Here is an 18718-nt window from a genome sequence, read left to right as displayed (position 1 = left end):
CGGTCAGCGATCTGCCAGCACCGCCTGGTTGGTCATGGCCTCGCAGATGGCGCGGATCTGCGGGCGCATGAGCCGGGCCACCTCGTCGCGCCGGTGCGACTCCAGCCGCCCCGAGATCGCTGCCACGCTGATGGCGGCGATCGGGTTGTCTGGCGGAAAAGCGATACCGATGGCTGCTGTACCTGGTGTGACCACGCTGTCCAGAAACGCATAGCCCTTCTCGCGTCCCACCTTGATCGCCTCGCGCAGGTAGGGGGCTGTGACGAATCCGTACTTCTCGTACTTGGGCGCGTTGGCATCGATGATGGATTCGGCCTCGTCGGGAGGCAATGCGCACAGGATCGCCAGCCCGCCCGCACCCACGCCCAGCGGGCGGCGAATGCCCACGTCCAGCGCCAGCGATTTGATGGGGTAGTCGCCCAGTGCGCGGTGGGTGCACACGGCCTCCAGGCCGCTGCGCTCGCTCAGGTAGATGGTGTCCTGGGTGACTTCGGCCAGCTTTTGCAGCGCGCTGTCGCACAGCTCCGACAGCCGGTAGCGGGGGCGCGCGAGCAATCCCAGCTCGTACAGCAGCGGGCCCAGGTAGTACTTGCGTGTGTGGGCATCCCGGTCCACCAGGCCTTCGGCCTCCAGCCGGTGAAGCATGCGAAAGCAAGTGGACTGCGGCAGGCCGCTGGTGGCGGCGATCTCGCCGATGCGCATGCCACCTTTGCCACGAGACGCCACGATACGGAGCATCTGCACGACACGTTCGATGCTTTGAGTCCCTGTTTTCGAATTTCCACTATGTGGCGGTTTATTTGTCTCTGATGGGACTGTTATGGTGTTTTTATTCATGTTGTCTTTGTAGTTTGTATCCACATAGTGGGCAATCTAGGGTTTACCCAGGCGATTGAGCTGTCGTTTGATTTTTTAATAAGTAATCAAACGATTTTTCAACTTCCACATAGTGGATAACTGGGTGAAGCCACATGTCTTACACGATGACTGAAAAGATCCTCGCCCGGGTTGCAGGGGTGCCTGCAGTCCGGGCGGGCGACGAGATCCTGGCCAGGCCGGATTTCGTGATTGCCTATGACTTTCCGGGCTACACGGATGTGTTCTTCAAGGAGGCCAAGGAGGAGTTCGGTGTGGACAAGGTGCCCAGCCCCGAGCGCTTTGTGCTGTTCATTGACCACATGGTCCCGGCCGCCGCCCCCAAGGAGGAAGAGCTGCACAAGGTCACCCGCGCCTGGGGCAAGGAGCAGGGCGTGCCCGTGCACGAGCGCGAGGGCATTGGCCACCAGGTGTCGGCCGAGCTGGGCTACGCCACGCCGGGTGCGTTTGCGGTGCATTTCGACGGGCATGTGAGCCAGCTGGGTGCGTTCGGCACGTTGGCCATTGGAGCGCGCAAGAGTGTGCTGGAGACCTTTGTCTCCGAGCGCATGGCGCTCGTGGTGCCGGGCACGGTCAAGATCGAAGTCACCGGCACGGTGCAGCCCGGTGTGATGGCGCGTGACATCTTCCACCACCTGGTGCGGGTGATGGGGCCATCGTCCTGCCGCTTCAAGGTGGTGGAGCTGTGCGGCCCCGTGATCGACGCCATGAGCATTGAGGGCCGCCAGACGATCTGCGGCCAGGCCATGTTCCTGGGCGCGACCACGATGCTGATTGCCCCCGATGCCAAGACGCTGGAACACGCCAAGGGCCGCTCCAAGATCGCCCTGGACCCGGTCTACCCCGATGCCGATGCGCACTACGACCGTGTGGTGACCGTGGATGTGAGCGACCTGGCGCCCATCGTGGTGGTGCCACCCAGCCCCGCCAATACCCGGGACCTGACCGAATACGCAGGCCTGGAAGTGCACATGGGTTACCTTGGCAGCTGCGCCAGCGGCCGCCTGGAGGACCTGCGCGTTGCCGCCCAGGTGCTCAAGGGCCGCAAGATCAAGCCGGGCTTCCAGCTGCATGTGGTGCCCACCTCCCAGGCCATCATGTCGCAGGCCGCCAGCGAAGGCCTGATCTCTACCCTGGTGGATGCAGGCGCGTTCATCAGCTCGTCGAGCTGTGACTATTGCTATGGCCGCATTGCCACCATGACCGATGGCCAGCGCGCTGTGTCCACCGGCACGCTCAACACGCCCGGCCGCATGGGCAGTGCGGACTCCGAAATCTTCATCTGCAACGCTGCCGTGGTGGCGGCATCGGCCCTGGAAGGCTGCATCACCGACCCCCGTCCCTACCTCGCCAACGCAGAAGGGAGCGCAGCATGACATTGCCCACCTTGCATGGCCGCGCGGCCTGGGTCTTCACCGAAGACGACTACGACATCGACCTGATTGTTGGCATCAAGAACATCAAGATCACCGACATCAATGAACTGGCGGCGGTCACCATGACCAGTTACGACCCTGGCTTTGCCCAATCCGTCTCCAAAGGTGATGTGCTGGTGGGCGGCCAGAACTTTGGCTATGGCCACCCGCATTACCCGGCCATGCGCGCCATGCGCCACCTCGGGGTGGCCGGCGTGATCGCCGAGTCTTTCTCGCCCGGCTTCTTTCGGGGGGAGATCAGCATGGGCTTCCCGCTGATCACCTGCCCGGGCATCCGTGCCGCCACGCAGCGCTGGGACACGCTGCGCGTGGACTGGGAGCGCGGTGTGGTCGTCAACGAGCGCACGGGCCAGGCGCTGCCGTTCGAGCCCTGGTCGTCCACCGAGCGCGCCACCATCGAGGCGGGCGGGTTCACGCCGTATCTCAAAGCCCGGCTGGCGCGCGAGCGTGCTGCAGCTGCGGCGACATGACGGGCAGGAGCGCACCATGTTGCAGATGATTGTGAGCGGCGTCGCCCTGGGCGCCATCTACGGGCTCATCGCCCTGGGCATCGTAATGGTGTTCAAGGCGACGGGCATCCTCAACTTCGCGCATGGCGAAGCGGCCATGCTCTCGGCCTTTGTGGCCTACACACTGTTCAAGCTGGGCCTGCCGCTGTGGGCGGTGGTGCCGCTCACGCTGTTGTTTGGCGCGGCGCTGGGCATGGCGATCGAACGGTTCATCATCCGCCGCTTCATCGGCAAGGCACTGCTGTCGTCTGCGATCTGCACACTGGGCCTTTTCCTGGTGTTTGGCGACCTGGCCATCTGGGTATGGGGCAAGGACACGCAGGAGCTGCCCAGCATCTTCCCGGCTGCCCCCATCGACATCGGCGGTGTGATCGTCTCGGGCATCGACCTGGGCATCGTGGCCGTATGCGCCACGCTGGCAGGTTTGCTGTTTGCGTTCTTTCGCTTCACGCGGCTGGGCATCGCCATGCAGGCCACCATGGAAAACCCCACGGCTGCGCGCCTCATGGGCATTCCGATCAAGCGCATCTATGCGCTGGCCTGGGCGCTGTCGCACGTGATCGCCGCCACGGCGGGTTTGCTGATTGCGCCGCTGACTTTCGTGCACTTTTCGATGATGCAGCATGCCCTGCACTTCGCGTTCGCCGCTGCGGTATTGGGCGGCATTGGCAGCATGCCGGGCGCGCTGTTGGGCGGCGTGATCATCGGTGTGTCGTCGAACCTCACGGGCGCCTATGTGTCCTCGGCCTGGAAGGACGCAGTGCCCTTCATCGTGATGCTGGTCATCCTGATCCTGCGCCCCCACGGTCTGCTGGCCCGCGCCCAGATCAAGAAGGTCTAAGGAGCCGCCATGACCAAAGTCTTTGACGCATACCCCTGGCTCGGCCCGCTGCTGTTCGTGCTGGCCTTCGTGCTGGCGCCGCTTGTGCCCGGTGGCTACGTGCTGTACATCTTCACGCTTGTCATCATCTACACGCTGGCCTCGTTTGGCACCAACATCCTCACGGGCTACACCAACCTGATCTCCATGGCGGGTGCCGTGTTCTTCGGCATCGGTGCTTATGGCTCGGCCATCTTGACCACGCACTTTGGTGTGCCGCTGGTGCTGTCGATGTTCATCGCGGCCAGCATCGCCACCGTGGTGGGCTTGTTGCTGGCGCTCCCCGTCCTGCGGTTGGAAGAGGTGTTTCTGGCGATTGCCACGCTGGGTTTCGTGATGATCTCGGTGGAGATCGCCAAGTCCAGCGGCGACATGTCGGGCGGCGAGAACGGCATGGGCGCGCCCGGCCCCACGCTGTTCGGCTGGGCGCTGGGCGAGCGCGCGTACCACGTGTTCACCGCTGTGGTGCTGGCGGGTGCGCTGTGGGTGGCGCGCAACCTCGCGCGCAGCCGGTTTGGGCGTGGCTTTCTGGCCATCAAGGGCAGCGAGACAGCTGCTCGCGCTCTGGGCTTGAACACCACGGCGCTCAAGCTGGTGGCGTTTGGCGTCTGTGCTTTCTACACCGGACTGTCGGGTGCGTTGTATGCCCCGCTGGTGCGCTTCATTGACCCATCGCTGTTCAGCATCATGGTGTCGATCAGCTTCGTCTCGATGGTCATCGTGGGCGGTCTGGGCTCCATCCTGGGCTCGGTGCTGGGCGCGGTGTTCGTCATCGGTGCGCCGCAGTTGCTCACCTACCTGGGGTTTGATCAGTTCCAGCGCGCGCTGTACGGCGTGGCCATGATCCTGGCGCTGATGTTCCTGCCCGACGGGCTGGCCAGCCTCTTCAAGCGCAAGCGCCTGCCGGGTGCTGATGCAGCGCAGAGCGGGGGTGTGCGATGAGGGTATTGGACGACAAGACATTGCCGTTGCAGGCAACTGTGTCGGCAGCACCCGGTCGGGCAACCCCATTGCTCAGCATTCAGGGCGTGCGCATGGCGTTCGGCGGCATTGTGGCCGTGCAGGACGTGAGCTTCGACGTGATGCCCGGTACGGTGCACGCATTGATCGGGCCCAATGGCGCTGGCAAGACGACGATGCTCAATTGCATCAGCCGCTTCTACACGCCCCAGCAAGGCTCCATGCGGTATCGCACGGCCGCAGGTGACGTGGAACTGCTGGGCTGCAAGGCGCACCAGGTGGCGCGCCTGGGCATTGCCCGTACCTTCCAAAACCTGGAACTGTTTGCTGAACTGACCGTGTTTGACAACGTGCTGATTGCACGGTCGATGGCCATGCGCGCCACGCTGGTCGAGGCCCTGCTGGGCCTGCCACGCCAGCGCCGTGAGGAGCGCGAGGAACGTGAGCGTGTGGAGGCCGTGCTGGAGAAGCTCAACCTTCAAGCCCATGCCCATGCGGTGGTGCGTGACTTGCCCTACGGCACGCAGAAGCTGGTGGAGCTGGCCCGTGCCATGGCGCTGGAGCCGCGCCTGATGCTGCTGGACGAGCCTGCAGCGGGCATGAACAACCGTGAGATCGATGCCCTGGGCGAAACACTCAAGCGGCTGCAGGCCAGCACGCAAGCGACCCTGCTGCTCATCGAGCACAGCATGCCGCTGGTGATGTCCATCTCGGACACGATCACCGTGATGCACAACGGCGCCTTCCTGGCGCAGGGCTCCCCCAGGGAGATCGAAAACCATCCCGCCGTGGTTGAGGCGTATCTCGGAGGAGGCAAGAGTGGCAAACGGCGTTGAACCATCCAGTGCGCCCGCACTGCTGAGCGTGGACAACCTGAGCGCGGGCTACGGCAAGATCCGCGCGCTGCACGGGGTGAGCCTGCGCGTACCGCAGGCCCGCATCGTGTGTGTGCTGGGCGCCAACGGCGCGGGCAAGACCACGCTGATGCGTGCACTCTCGGGGCTGCTGCCCGTCAGTGACGGGCAAGCCATTTTTGACGGCCAGTCCATCGCCAACGTGCCCGCCGAAGCGCTGGTGCGGCGAGGCATTGCCCATGTACCGCAAGGCCGCATGGTGTTTGCGCAACTCACTGTGCGCGACAACCTGGTGCTGGGCGGCTACACGCGTCCCGCCGCCGAGGTGCGTGACGATATTGACCGTGTGTTGGGCTATTTCCCCAGGCTCAAGGAGCGCATCACATCGCGTGCCGGCACCTTGTCTGGCGGCGAGCAGCAGATGCTGGCTATTGCCAGGGGCCTGCTGGCCAAGCCGCGCTTGCTGATGCTGGACGAGCCCTCCATGGGCGTGGCACCCATCCTGAAAGACGCGATCTTCGAGACGCTGCGCGACATCCGCGACCGCGAAAACCTCACGCTGCTGATCGTGGAACAGGACGCAGACATCGCGCTCGACATCTCCGATGAAGGCTATGTCATCGAGACCGGCCGTGTCGTGATGCAAGGCCCTGCTTCGGAGCTGGCAGGCAACGAAGACATCCGCCGTGCCTACCTGGGCGGCTGACCGCAGGTTCGGCTTTGCAAGTTCCTTCCCCATGTTCCCTTCCCACCGATAAACACAGGAGACAAACCATGACCCACCTCACTCCCCGCCGCACCCTGCTGGCCGCTGCAGCTGCCAGTCTGATGGCCGCCACCCTGGGCGCGCATGCCTTCGAAAACAAGGAAGAGGGCGTGCTGACCCAGGAGATCGTGCTGGGCTCATCACAGCCGTTGTCCGGCACGCTGGCCTACATGGGCAAGGCTGTGGACGAAGGCATGCGCACCTACTTCGACATGGTCAACGAACAGGGCGGCGTCAATGGCCGCAAGATCAAGCTCATCACCTATGACGACGAACTCAAGCCCGCCAAGTCGGTGGCCAACGCCAAGCTCCTGGTCGAGCGCGACAAGGTGTTTGCCATGGTGGGCAACATCGGCCATGCCACCAACATCAGCGCCTACGAATACAGCTCCACCAAGAAGGTGCCCACCATTGGCGCGCTGAGCATCTCCGACCTGACCTCCAACCCGCCACGTGATCTGCTGTACGTGCTGCCGTCGCCCCAGTCCACCGAGACGGCGGCCTACATCGACCATGCGGTGGAGGTGCTCAAGGCCAAGAAGATCGCAATGCTCTACCAGAACGACGGCTGGGGCAAACCGGCCTACGACATTGCGGTGCAGCGCATGGAAAAGCACGGCATGAAGCTGGTGGAGGCGCAGACCTTCGAGCGCTTCGCGACCGACCTGACCTCGCAGGTCTTCAAGCTCAAGCAGGCCGAGCCGGACGTGGTCATCGTCTACGCGCTGGGCCAGGAGGCGGTGCAGTTCTTCCGCGGTGCCGAAAAGCTGGGCTGGAAGCCCACGGTGTTTGGTGCGGGTGGACTCAACGACCCCAAGTTCATCGAGCTGCTGGGCAAGACGCAGTCCAAGCTTTATGTGGCCTCGTACTACGACGCGGTGGACGGCAACAACCCAGCCATCCAGTCGTTCTTCCAGCGCTACACCAAGCTGTATCCCAAGTCGGCGCCCACCTCGATGGCGCTCATGGGCTATTCGTCGGCCGCTGTGACGGTCGAGGCGTTGAAGCGCACTGGCGCCGAACCGAGCCGCACCAAGGTGGTGGCGGAGCTGGATGGCATGAAGGACTTTGACCAGAAGATCGGCCCCAAGATCACCTTCCAGCCCGTCAGTGCCGGTGGCTATGCGCGGCGCGGCCAGACGGGTGTGGCGCTGATGGAGCTCAAGGACCAGAAGTTCGTGTCCATGGGCAGCTACATCGACCCCGTGAAACGTTGAGGACACCCGCCATGACAACAAGCTTGCGACAACAGCTGCGTGCGCGCATCCAGTCGGGCCCCACCTTCTGGATGGCCGGTGCGCAGGACGCCCTCTCGGCCCTGCTGGTGGACCAGTCGGACTTTGACGGCATCTTCACCACGGGGTTTGGCATCTCGGCATCGCTGCTGGGCCAGCCAGACATGGAGGTCTACACACTCAGCGAAAACGTGGGTGTGGTGCACCACATCGTCAACGTGGTGAAAAAGCCTGTGTTTGCCGATGCCGACACCGGCTACGGCAATGTCATCAACGTGGCCCGCACGGTGCGCGAGTTCGAGAAGGCGGGCGTGGCCGCGATCTCGATCGAAGACCAGATCAGCCCCAAGCGCTGCCCGGCGGCGGCGGCGGTAACTCCTGTGGTGTCCATCCCCGATGCCGTGGCGCGCATCAAGGCGGCGGTGGATGCCCGCCAGGACCCGGACTTCCTCATCGTCGCACGCACCGATGTGGCCGATCCCGAGGAGGCCATCGAGCGCGCCGCGCGCTTTGCAGAGGCGGGGGCGGACCTGATCCAGCCTATCTCGCGCACTTTCAAGGGCTATGAAGACCTGGTGCGCTTGCGCAATGCCTCGGGCCGCCGCCTGTCGCTGCAGCTCATGCAAGGGCTGTGGATGTCGCGCCTGACGCGGTCGCAGATCGAAGAGGTGGCGGCTTTTGCGACTTATCCGGTGGTCACGCTGATGAGCACGGTGCACGCCTTGCAGAAGAACCTGGCCACGCTGTCGGCCCGCCGCACGGGCGATGTGGACGGCTTGCCCTGCGGACAGACCAGCATGGCCGACTTCAAGGAAGTGATCGGCTGGAAGGCGATGGAAGAGCGCCAGGCGCACTACGAAACGGCTTGATCGTCCCTGAAGGCTTTCACCACAAAAAACAAAGGCCAGTGCCCATGGGGCACTGGCCTTTGTCGCTTTTTCAGGGGCTTACTGGATCAATCGCGCGTGGCGCGGCGTTGTACGGCGGCGATGTAGGCGTTGCCATCAGGCGGTCGGCCGGAGCGCTGGCTTTCCCACAGCATCTCGCCCAGGCAGTCCATGGCGGCGTGGTGGGCATCGTGCAGCGAGTCGAGCCGCGCCGTCAGCAGCTCCACCGCCTGGCGGATGCCACGGGGCTGGTCGATGCTGCATTGCTCGCTGATCGACAGGTGCATCGACAGGTGCAGAAACGGATTGGTCTGGCCCGGTGTTTCGTCGTAGTTGCGGGCCACGGCAGCATCGGCGTCGGACAGGTCGGCGTGGTACTCGGGGTGCTCGGCGATCCACAGGCTGGCCAGCGTCTCGATGGCTTCCATGGGGGCGCCGCTCTGGGTCTTGGCGTGCACACCACACAGAAAGCGGCGCACATCGGCTTGGGAGGGGCTGAACATGGGACGTGAGGGTAGCACGCAGGGCAAGGGCCTGGCGTCAGAGGGGAGGCGGGGGAGGTGATGCGGATTGCGCCCGGCCGCTACATCGCGCCGGGGCGGCGTCCTACGCAGGCTGTGCGCCGGCGCACCTACATTGGGCTGGCGCAAGGGTCGGGAGCCGGGTCCACTTTGCTGCAGTCCTCCAAACCCGGCATCGGGAGAAGTGTCATGAATGCAATGCGAATCGTTGGTGTGCTGTTGTTGGTGGTGGGCCTTGCCGGGTTTCTGACCGGGGGGTTCAGCTTTACCAAGGACACCACCCAGGCCAAGATCGGTCCGCTGGAGTTGACCGTGAAAGAAAAGGAATCCGTGAATATCCCCCAATGGTTGAGCCTGGGCGCGATGGTTCTCGGCGGCGTGGTGCTGGTGCTCGGCTTTCGCAAGAACTGATTTCATCCACCGTGGCGAGTGACGGGTGTTGCGGCTCCGGTTCTCGCCCTATCCACGTAAGACGGTAATCGGAGCTTTAGCACCGGCCGCTCGTTGCGGTGGGTGATCTCTGGTGCCGGTTGCCGACAGCCGTTATCTGTCACCCCCTCGGCGCTCCCATCATGCGCGAAATGGTCCGGGCCGCGCTCAGCAGTGCGGGCAGCAGGCTCTCCTGCATCACCGCCGCACTCGTGCGATTGGCCTGACCGCTGATGTTGAGCGCCGCCACCGTCTGCCCCGTGCGGTTGGTCAGCGGCGCAGCAATCGATATCAAACCCTCTTCCAGTTCCTGATTCACCAGGCACCAGCCCTGCTGCCGCGCCTGACGGATGTGAGCCAGCAGTGCATCCCCATCCGTGGTGGTGTGTTCGGTAAAGCGCTGCGTGGGGTGGCCTTGCAGCCGGGCCTGCAGTTCGTCGTCCGGCAACCCGGCCAGTAGCATGCGGCCCATGGACGTCCAGCACGCGGGCAGGCGTGAGCCCACGCCCAGCGTGGTGCGCATGATCTTATGCGTGGGCACGCGCAGCACATAGACGATATCCAGGCCGTCGAGCACGGCGGCCGATGACGACTCGCGCACCTCTTCCACCAAGTCTTCCATCACCGGCTCGGCCAGGTTCCAGATGGGCAGCGACGAGAGGTACGCAAACCCCAGGTCCAGTATGCGCGGGCTCAGGCGAAACAGCTTGCCGTCTGTCTCCACATAACCCAGCGTCTGCAGCGTGAGCAGGATGCGGCGCGCACCGGCGCGCGTGAGTCCTGTCTGCGCGGCGACTTCGCTCAAGGTTTGCTGCGGCGTGGCCGCGCTGAACGAGCGGATCACCTCCAGCCCGCGCGCGAACGACTGCACATAGCTGTCGCTCGGTTTGGGGTCTTTGGCTTCAGGGGTTTGGGAATTCATACGTATGCCAACTATAATTCTTTAAGCGAACATTTGTTCTATATACGAACAAATTTCAAAGAGACAACAGAGAAACCAAGAAAGCGTTGCAATGATCAACAAACTGGCGGACTCGGTGGCCCAGGCCCTTGCGGGGGTGAAGGATGGTGCCACGGTGTTGATTGGTGGGTTCGGCACGGCCGGCATTCCGGGTGAGCTGATCGATGGCCTCATCGCCCAGGGGGCACGTGACCTCACAGTGGTCAACAACAACGCAGGCAATGCGGACCAGGGTCTGGCCGCGCTGCTCAAGGCCGGGCAGGTGCGCAAGATCATCTGCAGCTTTCCGCGCCAGGTGGACAGCTATGTGTTCGATGACCTGTATCGCAGTGGCAAGCTGGAGCTGGAACTGGTGCCCCAGGGCAATCTGGCCGAGCGCCTGCGCGCTGCGGGCGCGGGCATCGGCGCCTTTTTCTGCCCCACGGCCTATGGCACCGAACTGGCTGCGGGCAAGGAAACACGCGAGATCAATGGCAAACACTACGTGCTCGAATACCCCATCCATGGCGATGTGGCCCTGGTCAAGGCCGAGAAGGGCGACCGCTGGGGCAACCTCACCTACCGCATGTCGGCGCGCAACTTTGGCCCCGTGATGGCCACGGCTGCCAAGACCACGATTGCCACCGTGCACGAGGTGGTGGAGCTGGGCGCGCTGGACCCGGAAGCCATCGTCACCCCGGGCATTTATGTGACGCACGTGGTGAAGATCGACCGCACGGCCACGCAGGCGGGCGGATTCAAGAAATCCGCGTGATATCGCCACCAAGCGCAGAAAGAAAAAGCATGAGCAGCTATCAAAAGCGTAGTAAAGACGAGCTGGCGAAACGCGTGGCGCAAGACATCCACGACGGCGCCTACGTCAACCTGGGCATCGGCCAGCCGACCCTGGTCGCCAACCACATCCCGGCAGGCCGCGAAGTCATCCTGCAAAGCGAAAACGGCATCCTGGGCATGGGCCCTGCGCCCGCTGCAGGGCTGGAGGACTACGACCTGATCAACGCGGGCAAGCAGCCCGTGACCTTGCTGCCCGGCGGCGCGTACTTCCACCACGCCGACAGCTTCGCGATGATGCGCGGCGGGCACCTCGACATCTGCGTGCTGGGCGCGTTCCAGGTCAGCGCCACGGGCGACCTGGCCAACTGGAGCACGGGCGAGCCCGGCGCCATCCCCGCCGTGGGCGGCGCGATGGACCTGGCCATCGGCGCCAAGCAGACCTGGGTGATGATGGATCTGCTGACCAAGCAGGGCGCGAGCAAGATCGTGACGCAGTGCACCTACCCGCTCACCGGTGTCGCGTGCGTGAAGCGCATCTACACCGATCTGTGCACACTGGCCTGCACGCCCACCGGGCTGCAGCTCATCGACACCGTGCCCGGCCTGTCGCACGCTGAGCTGGAGCAACTGGTGGGCCTGCCCATCCGCTCTGCCGCCTGAACGAATCCACCCCCCAAGCAACGAGGAGACAAAACCATGAGCACACAACGCCAAGCCTTCATCTGCGACGCCATCCGCACCCCCTTTGGCCGCTACGGCGGCGCGCTCTCCAGCGTGCGCACCGACGACCTGGGTGCCATCCCCATCAAGGCGCTGATGGAGCGCAACCCCGGCGTGGACTGGGCGGCCGTGACCGACGTGCTCTACGGCTGCGCCAACCAGGCTGGTGAAGACAACCGCAACGTGGCCCACATGAGCAGCCTGCTGGCGGGCCTGCCCATCGATGTGGCCGGCGCCACTATCAACCGCCTGTGCGGTTCGGGGCTCGATGCCGTGGGCACCGCAGCGCGCGCGATCAAGGCGGGCGAGGCAGGTCTGATGATCGCGGGCGGTGTGGAGAGCATGAGCCGCGCCCCCTTCGTCATGCCCAAGGCAGAGTCGGCCTTCAGCCGTAACAACGCGGTGTATGACACGACGATTGGCTGGCGCTTTGTCAACAAGCTGATGAAGGAAAAGTACGGTGTGGACTCCATGCCCGAAACCGCCGAGAACGTGGCCACCGACTTCAAGATTGAGCGCGAAGCCCAGGACCAGATGGCCCTGCGCAGCCAGCTCAACGCCGTGGCCGCCATCAAGGCCGGCCATCTGGCGCGCGAGATCGTGCCGGTGCACATCCCGCAAAAGAAGGGCGACGCGATCATCGTGAGCCAGGACGAGCACCCGCGTGAGACCAGCCTGGAAGCGCTGGCCAAGCTCAAGGGCGTGGTGCGGCCCGATGGCACGGTGACGGCGGGCAACGCCAGCGGCGTGAATGACGGCGCCTGCGCGTTGCTGCTGGCCGACGAGGCCAATGCTGCCAAATATGGCCTCAAGCCCCGCGCCCGCGTGGTGGGCATGGCCGTGGCCGGTGTGGCGCCGCGCATCATGGGCTTTGGCCCCACGCCTGCCACCCTGAAGGTGCTGGCGCAGACGGGCCTGACCATCGACCACATGGACGTGATCGAACTGAACGAAGCCTTTGCCGCGCAAGGCCTGGCCGTGCTGCGCGCGCTGGGCCTCAAGGACGACGATGCCCGCGTGAACGCTTGGGGCGGCGCCATCGCGCTGGGCCACCCGCTGGGCGCCAGCGGCGCGCGCCTGGTCACCACCGCTGTGAACCGCCTGCACGAACACGCCGGCCAGTACGCGCTGTGCACCATGTGCATCGGCGTGGGCCAGGGCATTGCCGTGATCCTGGAGCGCGTGTGACAGTGATCGAGCGCAACCCGACACCGGTCACTGTCATCACGGGTGCCAGCAACGGCATCGGCCGCGCGATTGCCGAAGCCGTTCTGTCCCAGGGCCACGCCGTGGTCAACCTGGACTACGTGCTGCCCACCTGGAGCCACCCGCAACTCACCTCGTACCAGGGCGACCTGACCGACGAAGCCTCGACCCGCGAACGCGCGGCCGAGATTGCGGCCAAGCACAACGTCACCGCACTGGTGAACAACGCGGGCGCCACGCGCCCTGGCACCATCGACACGGCGACCACAGCCCAACTGGATGACGTGGTAGGGCTGCACCTGCGTGCACCCATGCTGCTGGTGCAAGCCTTTCTGCCCACGCTGCGCGGCAGCGGGCAGGGCCGCATCGTCAACATGTCGTCGCGCGCCGCTTTGGGCAAGGGCGAGCGCATCGTCTACTCCGCCACCAAGGCTGGAATGATCGGCATGACACGCACGCTGGCCATGGAGCTGGGGCGTGACGGCATCACCGTCAACGCCATCGGCCCTGGGCCCATCGCCACCGAACTCTTCCGCCAGAGCAACCCCGACGGTGCGCCGCAAACGCAGCGCATCCTGAACAGCATTGCCGTGGGCCGCATGGGCACGCCCGATGACGTGGCGCGCGCAGCGCTGTTTTTCCTCTCGCCCGACAACGGTTTCGTGACCGGGCAGGTGTTGTACGTGTGCGGAGGCACCACGCTGGGAGTGGCGCCTGTCTAGCAACCTGAACTGATCTTCCTTGCCGCCCCGCAAGGGGCACCCCCCGTTCTCGTCCGGAGGCCTCGGCGCCCGGTTGAGGCCACGGCGCGGCCAGACGCGGGCCCACGCGGCCCTGGTGGCACCGACCCATTCATTCATCCACCTTCTTGAAGGAGACAAACCATGACCCATTCCATCCACACCACCCGCCGCTTCGCGCTGTCGGCCGCTGCAGTCACCGCCCTCGCTGGTATCGGCCTGCTGGGCAGCAGCGCTGCGCTCGCCCAGGCTTATCCGAGCAAGCCCGTCACCATCGTCGTGCCCTTTGCGGCAGGCGGCACCACCGACATCCTGGCCCGCATCATCGGCCAGGCGCTGACCGCCGAGCTGGGCCAGTCCGTCATCGTGGACAACCGCGCAGGTGCGGGCGGCAACATCGGCGGCGCCATGGCGGCCAAGGCCCCGGCAGATGGCTACACACTCTTCATGGGCACGGTGGGCACGCACGCCATCAACGCCAGCCTGTACAAGAAGATGCCGTTCGACCCCATCAAGGACTTTGCACCGCTGACCCGCGTGGCCAATGTGCCCAACCTGCTGGTGGCCAACCCCGCTCAGCCCTACAAGAGCGTGAAGGAACTGATCGCCTACGCCAAGGCCAACCCCGGCAAGGTCAACTTTGGCTCGTCGGGCAACGGCAGCTCCATCCACCTGTCGGGCGAGCTGTTCAAGAGCCTGGCCAAGGTGGACATGGTGCACGTGCCCTACAAGGGCAGCGCCCCGGCCGTCACCGACCTGCTGGGCAACCAGATCGGCATCATGTTCGACAACATGCCCTCGGCTATCCAGCATGTGCGCAGTGGCAAGCTGGTGCCCATTGCCGTGACCACGGCCAAGCGCTCGCCCGAGCTGCCCAACGTGCCGACTATCGCCGAAGCCGGCGTGCCCGGCTATGAAGCCACCTCGTGGTTTGGCATGTTTGCGCCCGCCGGCACGCCTGCGCCGGTGCTGGCCAAGCTCAACACCGCACTGGTGAAGGTGCTGAACCAGGCTGAGGTCAAGAAGAAGATCAACGAGCAGGGCGCCGAGACGTACAGCGAAACGCCCGAACAGTTTGCTGCCTTCATCCAGGCCGAGTCCGTCAAGTGGGGCAAGGTCGTGAAGGAGTCTGGGGCGAGCCTGGACTAAGCGCTACCAAGATTTTTTGTAGCTACCAGATTGATAGCTGCTACCGCTCATGCATCGGGCGGTAGCAGCTATTTTCGTTTCACATTCGGGTCGGCGGGATCACTGCACCCGGTACACACGCCCCGTCTGCGCGCCTTCCACGCTGCGCTGGTAGGCCAGCGCCGCGCGTGCGGCGGGCACCGGCTCGAACCCCGGGAAGAACGGCCCGTAGCTGCCCATCGACTCGGTCAGTACCGTGGGGCTGATGGCGTTGATGCGCAGGCCGCGCGGCAGCTCGATGGCGGCGGCAGCCACAAAACCTTCGATGGCCGCGTTCACGGCCGTGGCGCTGGCGCCGTTGCGGATGGGCTCAATCGACAGGATGCCCGCCGTCAGCGTGATGGAGCCGCCATCGTTCAGATACTTCTGGCCGACCAGCGCCAGCTGCACCTGGCCCAGCAATTTGTCCTGCAGGCCCAGGTTGAACTGCTCGGTCGTCATTTCGGCCAGCGGGCCAAAGTGCAGGTTGCCTGCGGTGCTCACGATGGCATCGACCTTGCCCACCGCCTCGAACAGTTGGGCAACCGCGCCTGGCTGCGAGAAGTCCGCACGGTGCGTGCCGCTGCTGCGGCCCACGGTGATCACGTCGTGGCGTGTGCCCAGGTTGGCCAGCACGGCCTGGCCGATGGTGCCGCTCGCGCCGATGAGAAGAATCTTGGACATGGTGTTTTCCTTGGGTGTCAAAAAGGGTTGATGAGGAACTGACAGCCCGATTCTTTTGCTAATCAATCGGAATATAAAGTACATACAAGTTATGCTTGTGCTAACCATTGATTAGGAATTGAGGGAGTTGCCATGGACAGGCTGCGCAATATGGAAGTCATGGTGGCCGTGGCGGAGGCCGGCAGCTTTGCCGCTGCCGCGCGCCAGCTGCAGATCTCCGCCGTGATGGTGGGCAAGCACATCCAGCAGCTGGAGACCCACCTGGGCGCACGCCTGTTCCAGCGCAGCACGCGCCAGAACAGCCTGACCGAGGTGGGCGCCGCGTTCTACGACGACAGCAAACGCGTGCTGGAGCAGGTGCGCTGGGCTGAGTCCGCCGTGGAGCGCAGCCGCGCCGTGCCGCAGGGCCTGCTGCGGGTGAGCGCGCCCTTCACGCTGGGCAACCACGTGATCGCGCCGCTGGTGGCCGACTTTCTGCAGCGCCACGACCAGGTGCGTGTGGACCTGCAGCTCACCGACAGCGTGGTGGACCTGGCAGGCGAGGGCTTTGACGTGGCCGTGCGCATTGGCCAGGTGGTGAACGAGGGCCTGGTGGCGCGCCCGCTGCGCCCCTATCGCATGGTGATTGCCGCAGCACCCGCGTACCTGCAGCGCCACGGCACGCCCCAACGCGCGGCCGACCTGGCGCGCCACCAGTGCCTCAGCCACTCGGTGTGGCAGCGCCGGGTGGAATGGACTTTGCGCGACGGCAACGAGGATTTCTTCTGGCCCGAGAACGCGCGCTTTGTGTGCAACCAGGGCGATGGCCTGCGCCAGGCGGCGTTGCGCGGCCTGGGCCTGATCATGCAACCCGAGGTGCTACTGGCTGACGACCTGGCCAGTGGCGCGCTGGTGCCGGTGATGCAGCACTGCCTGCCCGTGCCGCGCCCGATGCACCTGGTGTATGCGCCCGACCGGCGGCAACTGCCCAAGCTGGCGCGGTTTGTGGAGCATGTGGTGGGCGCGCTGGGCGCAGCCTGAGCGGTACGGGTCAGGCTTGCGCGCCGGGGGCGCGCAGCTGGAGGCTTGGGGCCTTGGGCGTGATGCCCAGTGCCGCTCACTCCACGGCGTCGCGGGGCGCCACGGGCCCGATCTTGAACACCCCGCTCACCCGCGCGCAGGGCACGCCATCAGCTGTGACCAGCCCTTGCGCAAACACCAGCGAGCGTGTGATGCGCAGCGGCTCGGCCTCGCCCTCCACCCAGGCGCCCAGCGGGGCGGGGGCCAGGTAGTCAATCTGCAGGCTGATGGTGGGCAGGAAGCGGTTTGACACCTGGTCGCTTTTGCGGTGCACCGACAGGGGTACCAGCATGTCGCAAAAGGTGGCCATCATGCCGCCGTGCAGGTTGCCCATGGGATTGGTGTGGCGCGGCTCCACGCGAAAGCCGAACTTCACCACATTGCCCTGGTGCAGCACATACAGCGGGCCGTTGTGCTGGATGTAAGGGCCCCCGGCCACCAGCGGCGCAAAACCTGCGGGGATGGGGGCGGTGGTGGCGTTCTCGGGGGCGTGCGTCATCAGCGGGCTTCCTTGTCTATGTCGTTGGCAAAACTGGCGTCCTGCAGGCTGCTGCGGGTGGCGTCCCCCTGCAGCCAGCCGCCGTACACCGTGCGAAAGTCAGCCACGATCTGCGCGAGCGGCATGTCGTCAAACGCGCCGCGCTGGTGCACGTATTCCATGTGGCGTGCACCCGATTGGTCGAACGGGTGGTAGATGGAATCGTTCTCGCCGTCGAACTCCAGCGGCAGCAGGCCAAAGCGCTCGCACAGCTCGATGTTGAAGGCGGGTGTGGCCTTGCGCCAGGCGCCGTCCAGCCAGATGTCGGTGTAGCCATGCCAGATGAAGAGGTCGGTCTTCATGGTCTCGCGCATGCGCTCGGTGCTCAGGTGGTTGCGCACATCGGCAAACCCCATGCGCGCCGGGATGCCCGCCGCACGGCACACGGCCGTCAGCAGCGCGGCCTTGGGCACGCACCAGCCGTAGCCGTTGGCCAGCACGGTGCTGGCCGTCATACCCTGGGGCGACAGGTCGATGCGGTAGGGGTCGTAGCGGAAACCATCGCGCACGGCCAGGTACAGGGCCACCGCGCGTTCGCGGTCGGTGGCGCCGTGCGCGTGTTGGGCAGCAAAGGCCTGGATCGAAGGTGCGTCGCTGTCGATAAGGGCCGTGGCACGCAGGTGTGCGGGCGTGGGTGCGGTGGTCATTGTTGTGTGTCTCCTGCAATCGGACGGAGGCCAGTGTGCGGGCCTCGGGCACCCGATGCTGTCACAGGCGTGCCAGCCCTGCGCGGGAGGGGGCCGATGCCCCCATCACACCCGCCACGCAGGCAGCTCCCAGTTGCGCCACACCGCCAGCCCGCGCAGCCCGGCGGTGAGCAGCACGCAGACCACCAGCGGTGCCCAGTCGGGAGCCTGCATCTGGCGCAGGGCCACGTCGGCCCAGCCGCCCGCAAACGCGCACAGCGCATAGGGCCGGTGGTCGCTGAAGGCCTGGGGCACCTCGTTGCACAGCACGTCGCGCAGCACACCGCCAAACACTCCGGTGGTCACGCCCATCATCACGCTGATGATGGGTGGCATGCCAATGGCGGTGGCAATGTCCACGCCCACAGCGGCAAACAGGCCCAGGCCGATGGCATCGGGCAGCAGCATGGCGCGTTCGGTGGGCTCAAAGTGCCGCTGGCGCATGAACAGCATGGCGCCAATGCACAGCGCCAGAATGCCCCACACAAACTCGGTGTGGCGAATCCAGAAAAAGGGCCGCTGGTCCAGCAACAGGTCGCGCAGCGTGCCGCCGCCGAACGCAGCCACAAAGGCCACCACGCACACCCCCACAGCATCCAGCCGCTTGCGCGCGGCGGCCATCACGCCCGACAGTGCGAAAGCCACGGTGGCGGCCACTTCCAGCACAAAGCGCAGGGTGTGCACCCAGGGGGCGTTGATGATCAGCGAATCCATGGCGACGATTGTGCCGTGGCCGCTGGCGATTCCATGGGGGGTTAATCGCTATCTATTTGATAGCTAATGAGGCATGAATCATTAGCGCTTGAGTGCATTTTGAGCAAGAAATGTGC

At 65.0% G+C, this 18718-nt stretch carries 22 protein-coding genes; 15 read left to right on the top strand and 7 right to left on the bottom strand.

Annotation, left to right across the window (positions count from 1 at the left end):
- Nucleotides 1–3 precede the first annotated feature (3 nt).
- A complete protein-coding gene (locus tag AC07X4_RS07595; protein WP_395453062.1) occupies nt 4–837 on the bottom strand; it encodes an IclR family transcriptional regulator in 834 nt (277 codons plus the stop codon).
- Nucleotides 838–983: 146 nt separating this feature from the next.
- Here AC07X4_RS07595 and AC07X4_RS07590 point away from each other — a divergent pair, with 146 nt between their 5' ends.
- The 8 genes from AC07X4_RS07590 to AC07X4_RS07555 all read left to right on the top strand — a co-directional run bounded on the left by AC07X4_RS07590 (nt 984) and on the right by AC07X4_RS07555 (nt 8385).
- Nucleotides 984–2252, top strand: coding sequence for a 3-isopropylmalate dehydratase large subunit (locus AC07X4_RS07590; protein ID WP_494739706.1), 1269 nt, complete (start codon nt 984–986; stop codon nt 2250–2252).
- Nucleotides 2249–2782, top strand: coding sequence for a 3-isopropylmalate dehydratase small subunit (locus AC07X4_RS07585; protein WP_056746835.1), 534 nt, complete (start codon nt 2249–2251; stop codon nt 2780–2782). Before AC07X4_RS07590 ends, AC07X4_RS07585 begins: the two co-directional genes overlap by 4 nt.
- Before the next feature lie 16 nt (nt 2783–2798).
- The gene (locus tag AC07X4_RS07580; RefSeq protein ID WP_056066095.1) at nt 2799–3662 is read left to right on the top strand and encodes a branched-chain amino acid ABC transporter permease; all 864 of its coding nucleotides are present in this window, start codon (nt 2799–2801) and stop codon (nt 3660–3662) included.
- Between the two features lie 9 nt (nt 3663–3671).
- Nucleotides 3672–4643 carry a branched-chain amino acid ABC transporter permease gene (locus AC07X4_RS07575; protein ID WP_494739705.1) on the top strand — a complete coding sequence of 324 codons (972 nt, stop codon included), beginning with the start codon at nt 3672–3674 and terminating at the stop codon, nt 4641–4643.
- Between the two features lie 68 nt (nt 4644–4711).
- On the top strand, nt 4712–5497 hold the full coding sequence (locus tag AC07X4_RS07570; protein WP_235509412.1) for an ABC transporter ATP-binding protein: 786 nt from the start codon (nt 4712–4714) through the stop codon (nt 5495–5497).
- Nucleotides 5481–6221, top strand: a complete 741-nt coding sequence (locus AC07X4_RS07565) for an ABC transporter ATP-binding protein (protein WP_056066088.1) — start codon at nt 5481–5483, stop codon at nt 6219–6221. The genes AC07X4_RS07570 and AC07X4_RS07565 overlap by 17 nt, the downstream gene beginning before the upstream one ends.
- A 68-nt stretch (nt 6222–6289) precedes the next feature.
- Nucleotides 6290–7498 (top strand): ABC transporter substrate-binding protein, encoded by a 1209-nt coding sequence (locus AC07X4_RS07560; protein ID WP_494739704.1) that lies wholly within the window; start codon nt 6290–6292, stop codon nt 7496–7498.
- 11 nt (nt 7499–7509) lie between these two features.
- Nucleotides 7510–8385, top strand: a complete 876-nt coding sequence (locus AC07X4_RS07555) for an isocitrate lyase/PEP mutase family protein (RefSeq protein WP_494739703.1) — start codon at nt 7510–7512, stop codon at nt 8383–8385.
- 86 nt (nt 8386–8471) lie between these two features.
- Here AC07X4_RS07555 and AC07X4_RS07550 read toward each other — a convergent pair whose 3' ends face one another.
- On the bottom strand, nt 8472–8906 hold the full coding sequence (locus AC07X4_RS07550) for a DUF1841 family protein (RefSeq protein ID WP_056066079.1): 435 nt from the start codon (nt 8904–8906) through the stop codon (nt 8472–8474).
- A gap of 207 nt (nt 8907–9113) precedes the next feature.
- On the opposite strand from AC07X4_RS07550, the gene AC07X4_RS07545 reads away from it, so the two are divergent.
- A complete protein-coding gene (locus AC07X4_RS07545; protein WP_199170782.1) occupies nt 9114–9335 on the top strand; it encodes a hypothetical protein in 222 nt (73 codons plus the stop codon).
- Nucleotides 9336–9474: 139 nt separating this feature from the next.
- Here the strand turns inward: AC07X4_RS07545 and AC07X4_RS07540 are convergent, their stop codons facing one another.
- Nucleotides 9475–10275, bottom strand: coding sequence for an IclR family transcriptional regulator domain-containing protein (locus tag AC07X4_RS07540; protein ID WP_494739702.1), 801 nt, complete (start codon nt 10273–10275; stop codon nt 9475–9477).
- Between the two features lie 91 nt (nt 10276–10366).
- Here AC07X4_RS07540 and AC07X4_RS07535 point away from each other — a divergent pair, with 91 nt between their 5' ends.
- The 5 genes from AC07X4_RS07535 (at nt 10367) to AC07X4_RS07515 (ending at nt 14903) form a co-directional block, all read left to right on the top strand.
- The gene (locus tag AC07X4_RS07535; protein WP_099729378.1) at nt 10367–11068 is read left to right on the top strand and encodes a 3-oxoacid CoA-transferase subunit A; all 702 of its coding nucleotides are present in this window, start codon (nt 10367–10369) and stop codon (nt 11066–11068) included.
- A gap of 29 nt (nt 11069–11097) precedes the next feature.
- Nucleotides 11098–11748: a 3-oxoacid CoA-transferase subunit B gene (locus AC07X4_RS07530; protein ID WP_494739701.1), complete on the top strand. Its 651-nt coding sequence runs from the start codon at nt 11098–11100 to the stop codon at nt 11746–11748.
- A gap of 36 nt (nt 11749–11784) precedes the next feature.
- Nucleotides 11785–12996: a 3-oxoadipyl-CoA thiolase gene (gene pcaF / locus AC07X4_RS07525; protein WP_494739700.1), complete on the top strand. Its 1212-nt coding sequence runs from the start codon at nt 11785–11787 to the stop codon at nt 12994–12996.
- Entirely contained in the window at nt 12993–13736 is a 744-nt protein-coding gene (locus tag AC07X4_RS07520; RefSeq protein ID WP_110960154.1) for an SDR family NAD(P)-dependent oxidoreductase, read from the top strand. Before pcaF ends, AC07X4_RS07520 begins: the two co-directional genes overlap by 4 nt.
- Before the next feature lie 162 nt (nt 13737–13898).
- Entirely contained in the window at nt 13899–14903 is a 1005-nt protein-coding gene (locus AC07X4_RS07515) for a Bug family tripartite tricarboxylate transporter substrate binding protein (protein WP_436077659.1), read from the top strand.
- Between the two features lie 99 nt (nt 14904–15002).
- On the opposite strand, the gene AC07X4_RS07510 is transcribed toward AC07X4_RS07515, so the two are convergent.
- Nucleotides 15003–15605, bottom strand: a complete 603-nt coding sequence (locus AC07X4_RS07510; RefSeq protein WP_436077660.1) for a short chain dehydrogenase — start codon at nt 15603–15605, stop codon at nt 15003–15005.
- 132 nt (nt 15606–15737) lie between these two features.
- On the opposite strand from AC07X4_RS07510, the gene AC07X4_RS07505 reads away from it, so the two are divergent.
- Nucleotides 15738–16625, top strand: a complete 888-nt coding sequence (locus AC07X4_RS07505; RefSeq protein ID WP_494739699.1) for a LysR substrate-binding domain-containing protein — start codon at nt 15738–15740, stop codon at nt 16623–16625.
- A gap of 76 nt (nt 16626–16701) precedes the next feature.
- Here the strand turns inward: AC07X4_RS07505 and AC07X4_RS07500 are convergent, their stop codons facing one another.
- The 3 genes from AC07X4_RS07500 to AC07X4_RS07490 form a co-directional block, all read right to left on the bottom strand.
- Nucleotides 16702–17163, bottom strand: a complete 462-nt coding sequence (locus AC07X4_RS07500) for a PaaI family thioesterase (RefSeq protein WP_056066051.1) — start codon at nt 17161–17163, stop codon at nt 16702–16704.
- On the bottom strand, nt 17163–17849 hold the full coding sequence (locus AC07X4_RS07495) for a transglutaminase-like domain-containing protein (protein ID WP_494739698.1): 687 nt from the start codon (nt 17847–17849) through the stop codon (nt 17163–17165). Before AC07X4_RS07495 ends, AC07X4_RS07500 begins: the two co-directional genes overlap by 1 nt.
- Before the next feature lie 105 nt (nt 17850–17954).
- Complete coding sequence (locus AC07X4_RS07490) at nt 17955–18602, bottom strand: trimeric intracellular cation channel family protein (protein ID WP_056746822.1); 648 nt, start codon at nt 18600–18602, stop codon at nt 17955–17957.
- Nucleotides 18603–18718 lie beyond the last annotated feature (116 nt).

It is taken from the genome of Acidovorax sp. GW460-11-11-14-LB4 (genome assembly GCF_059423685.1).
The sequence above is the reverse complement of the archived record's forward strand: the minus strand, read 5'-3'. Positions and strand labels throughout refer to the sequence as shown.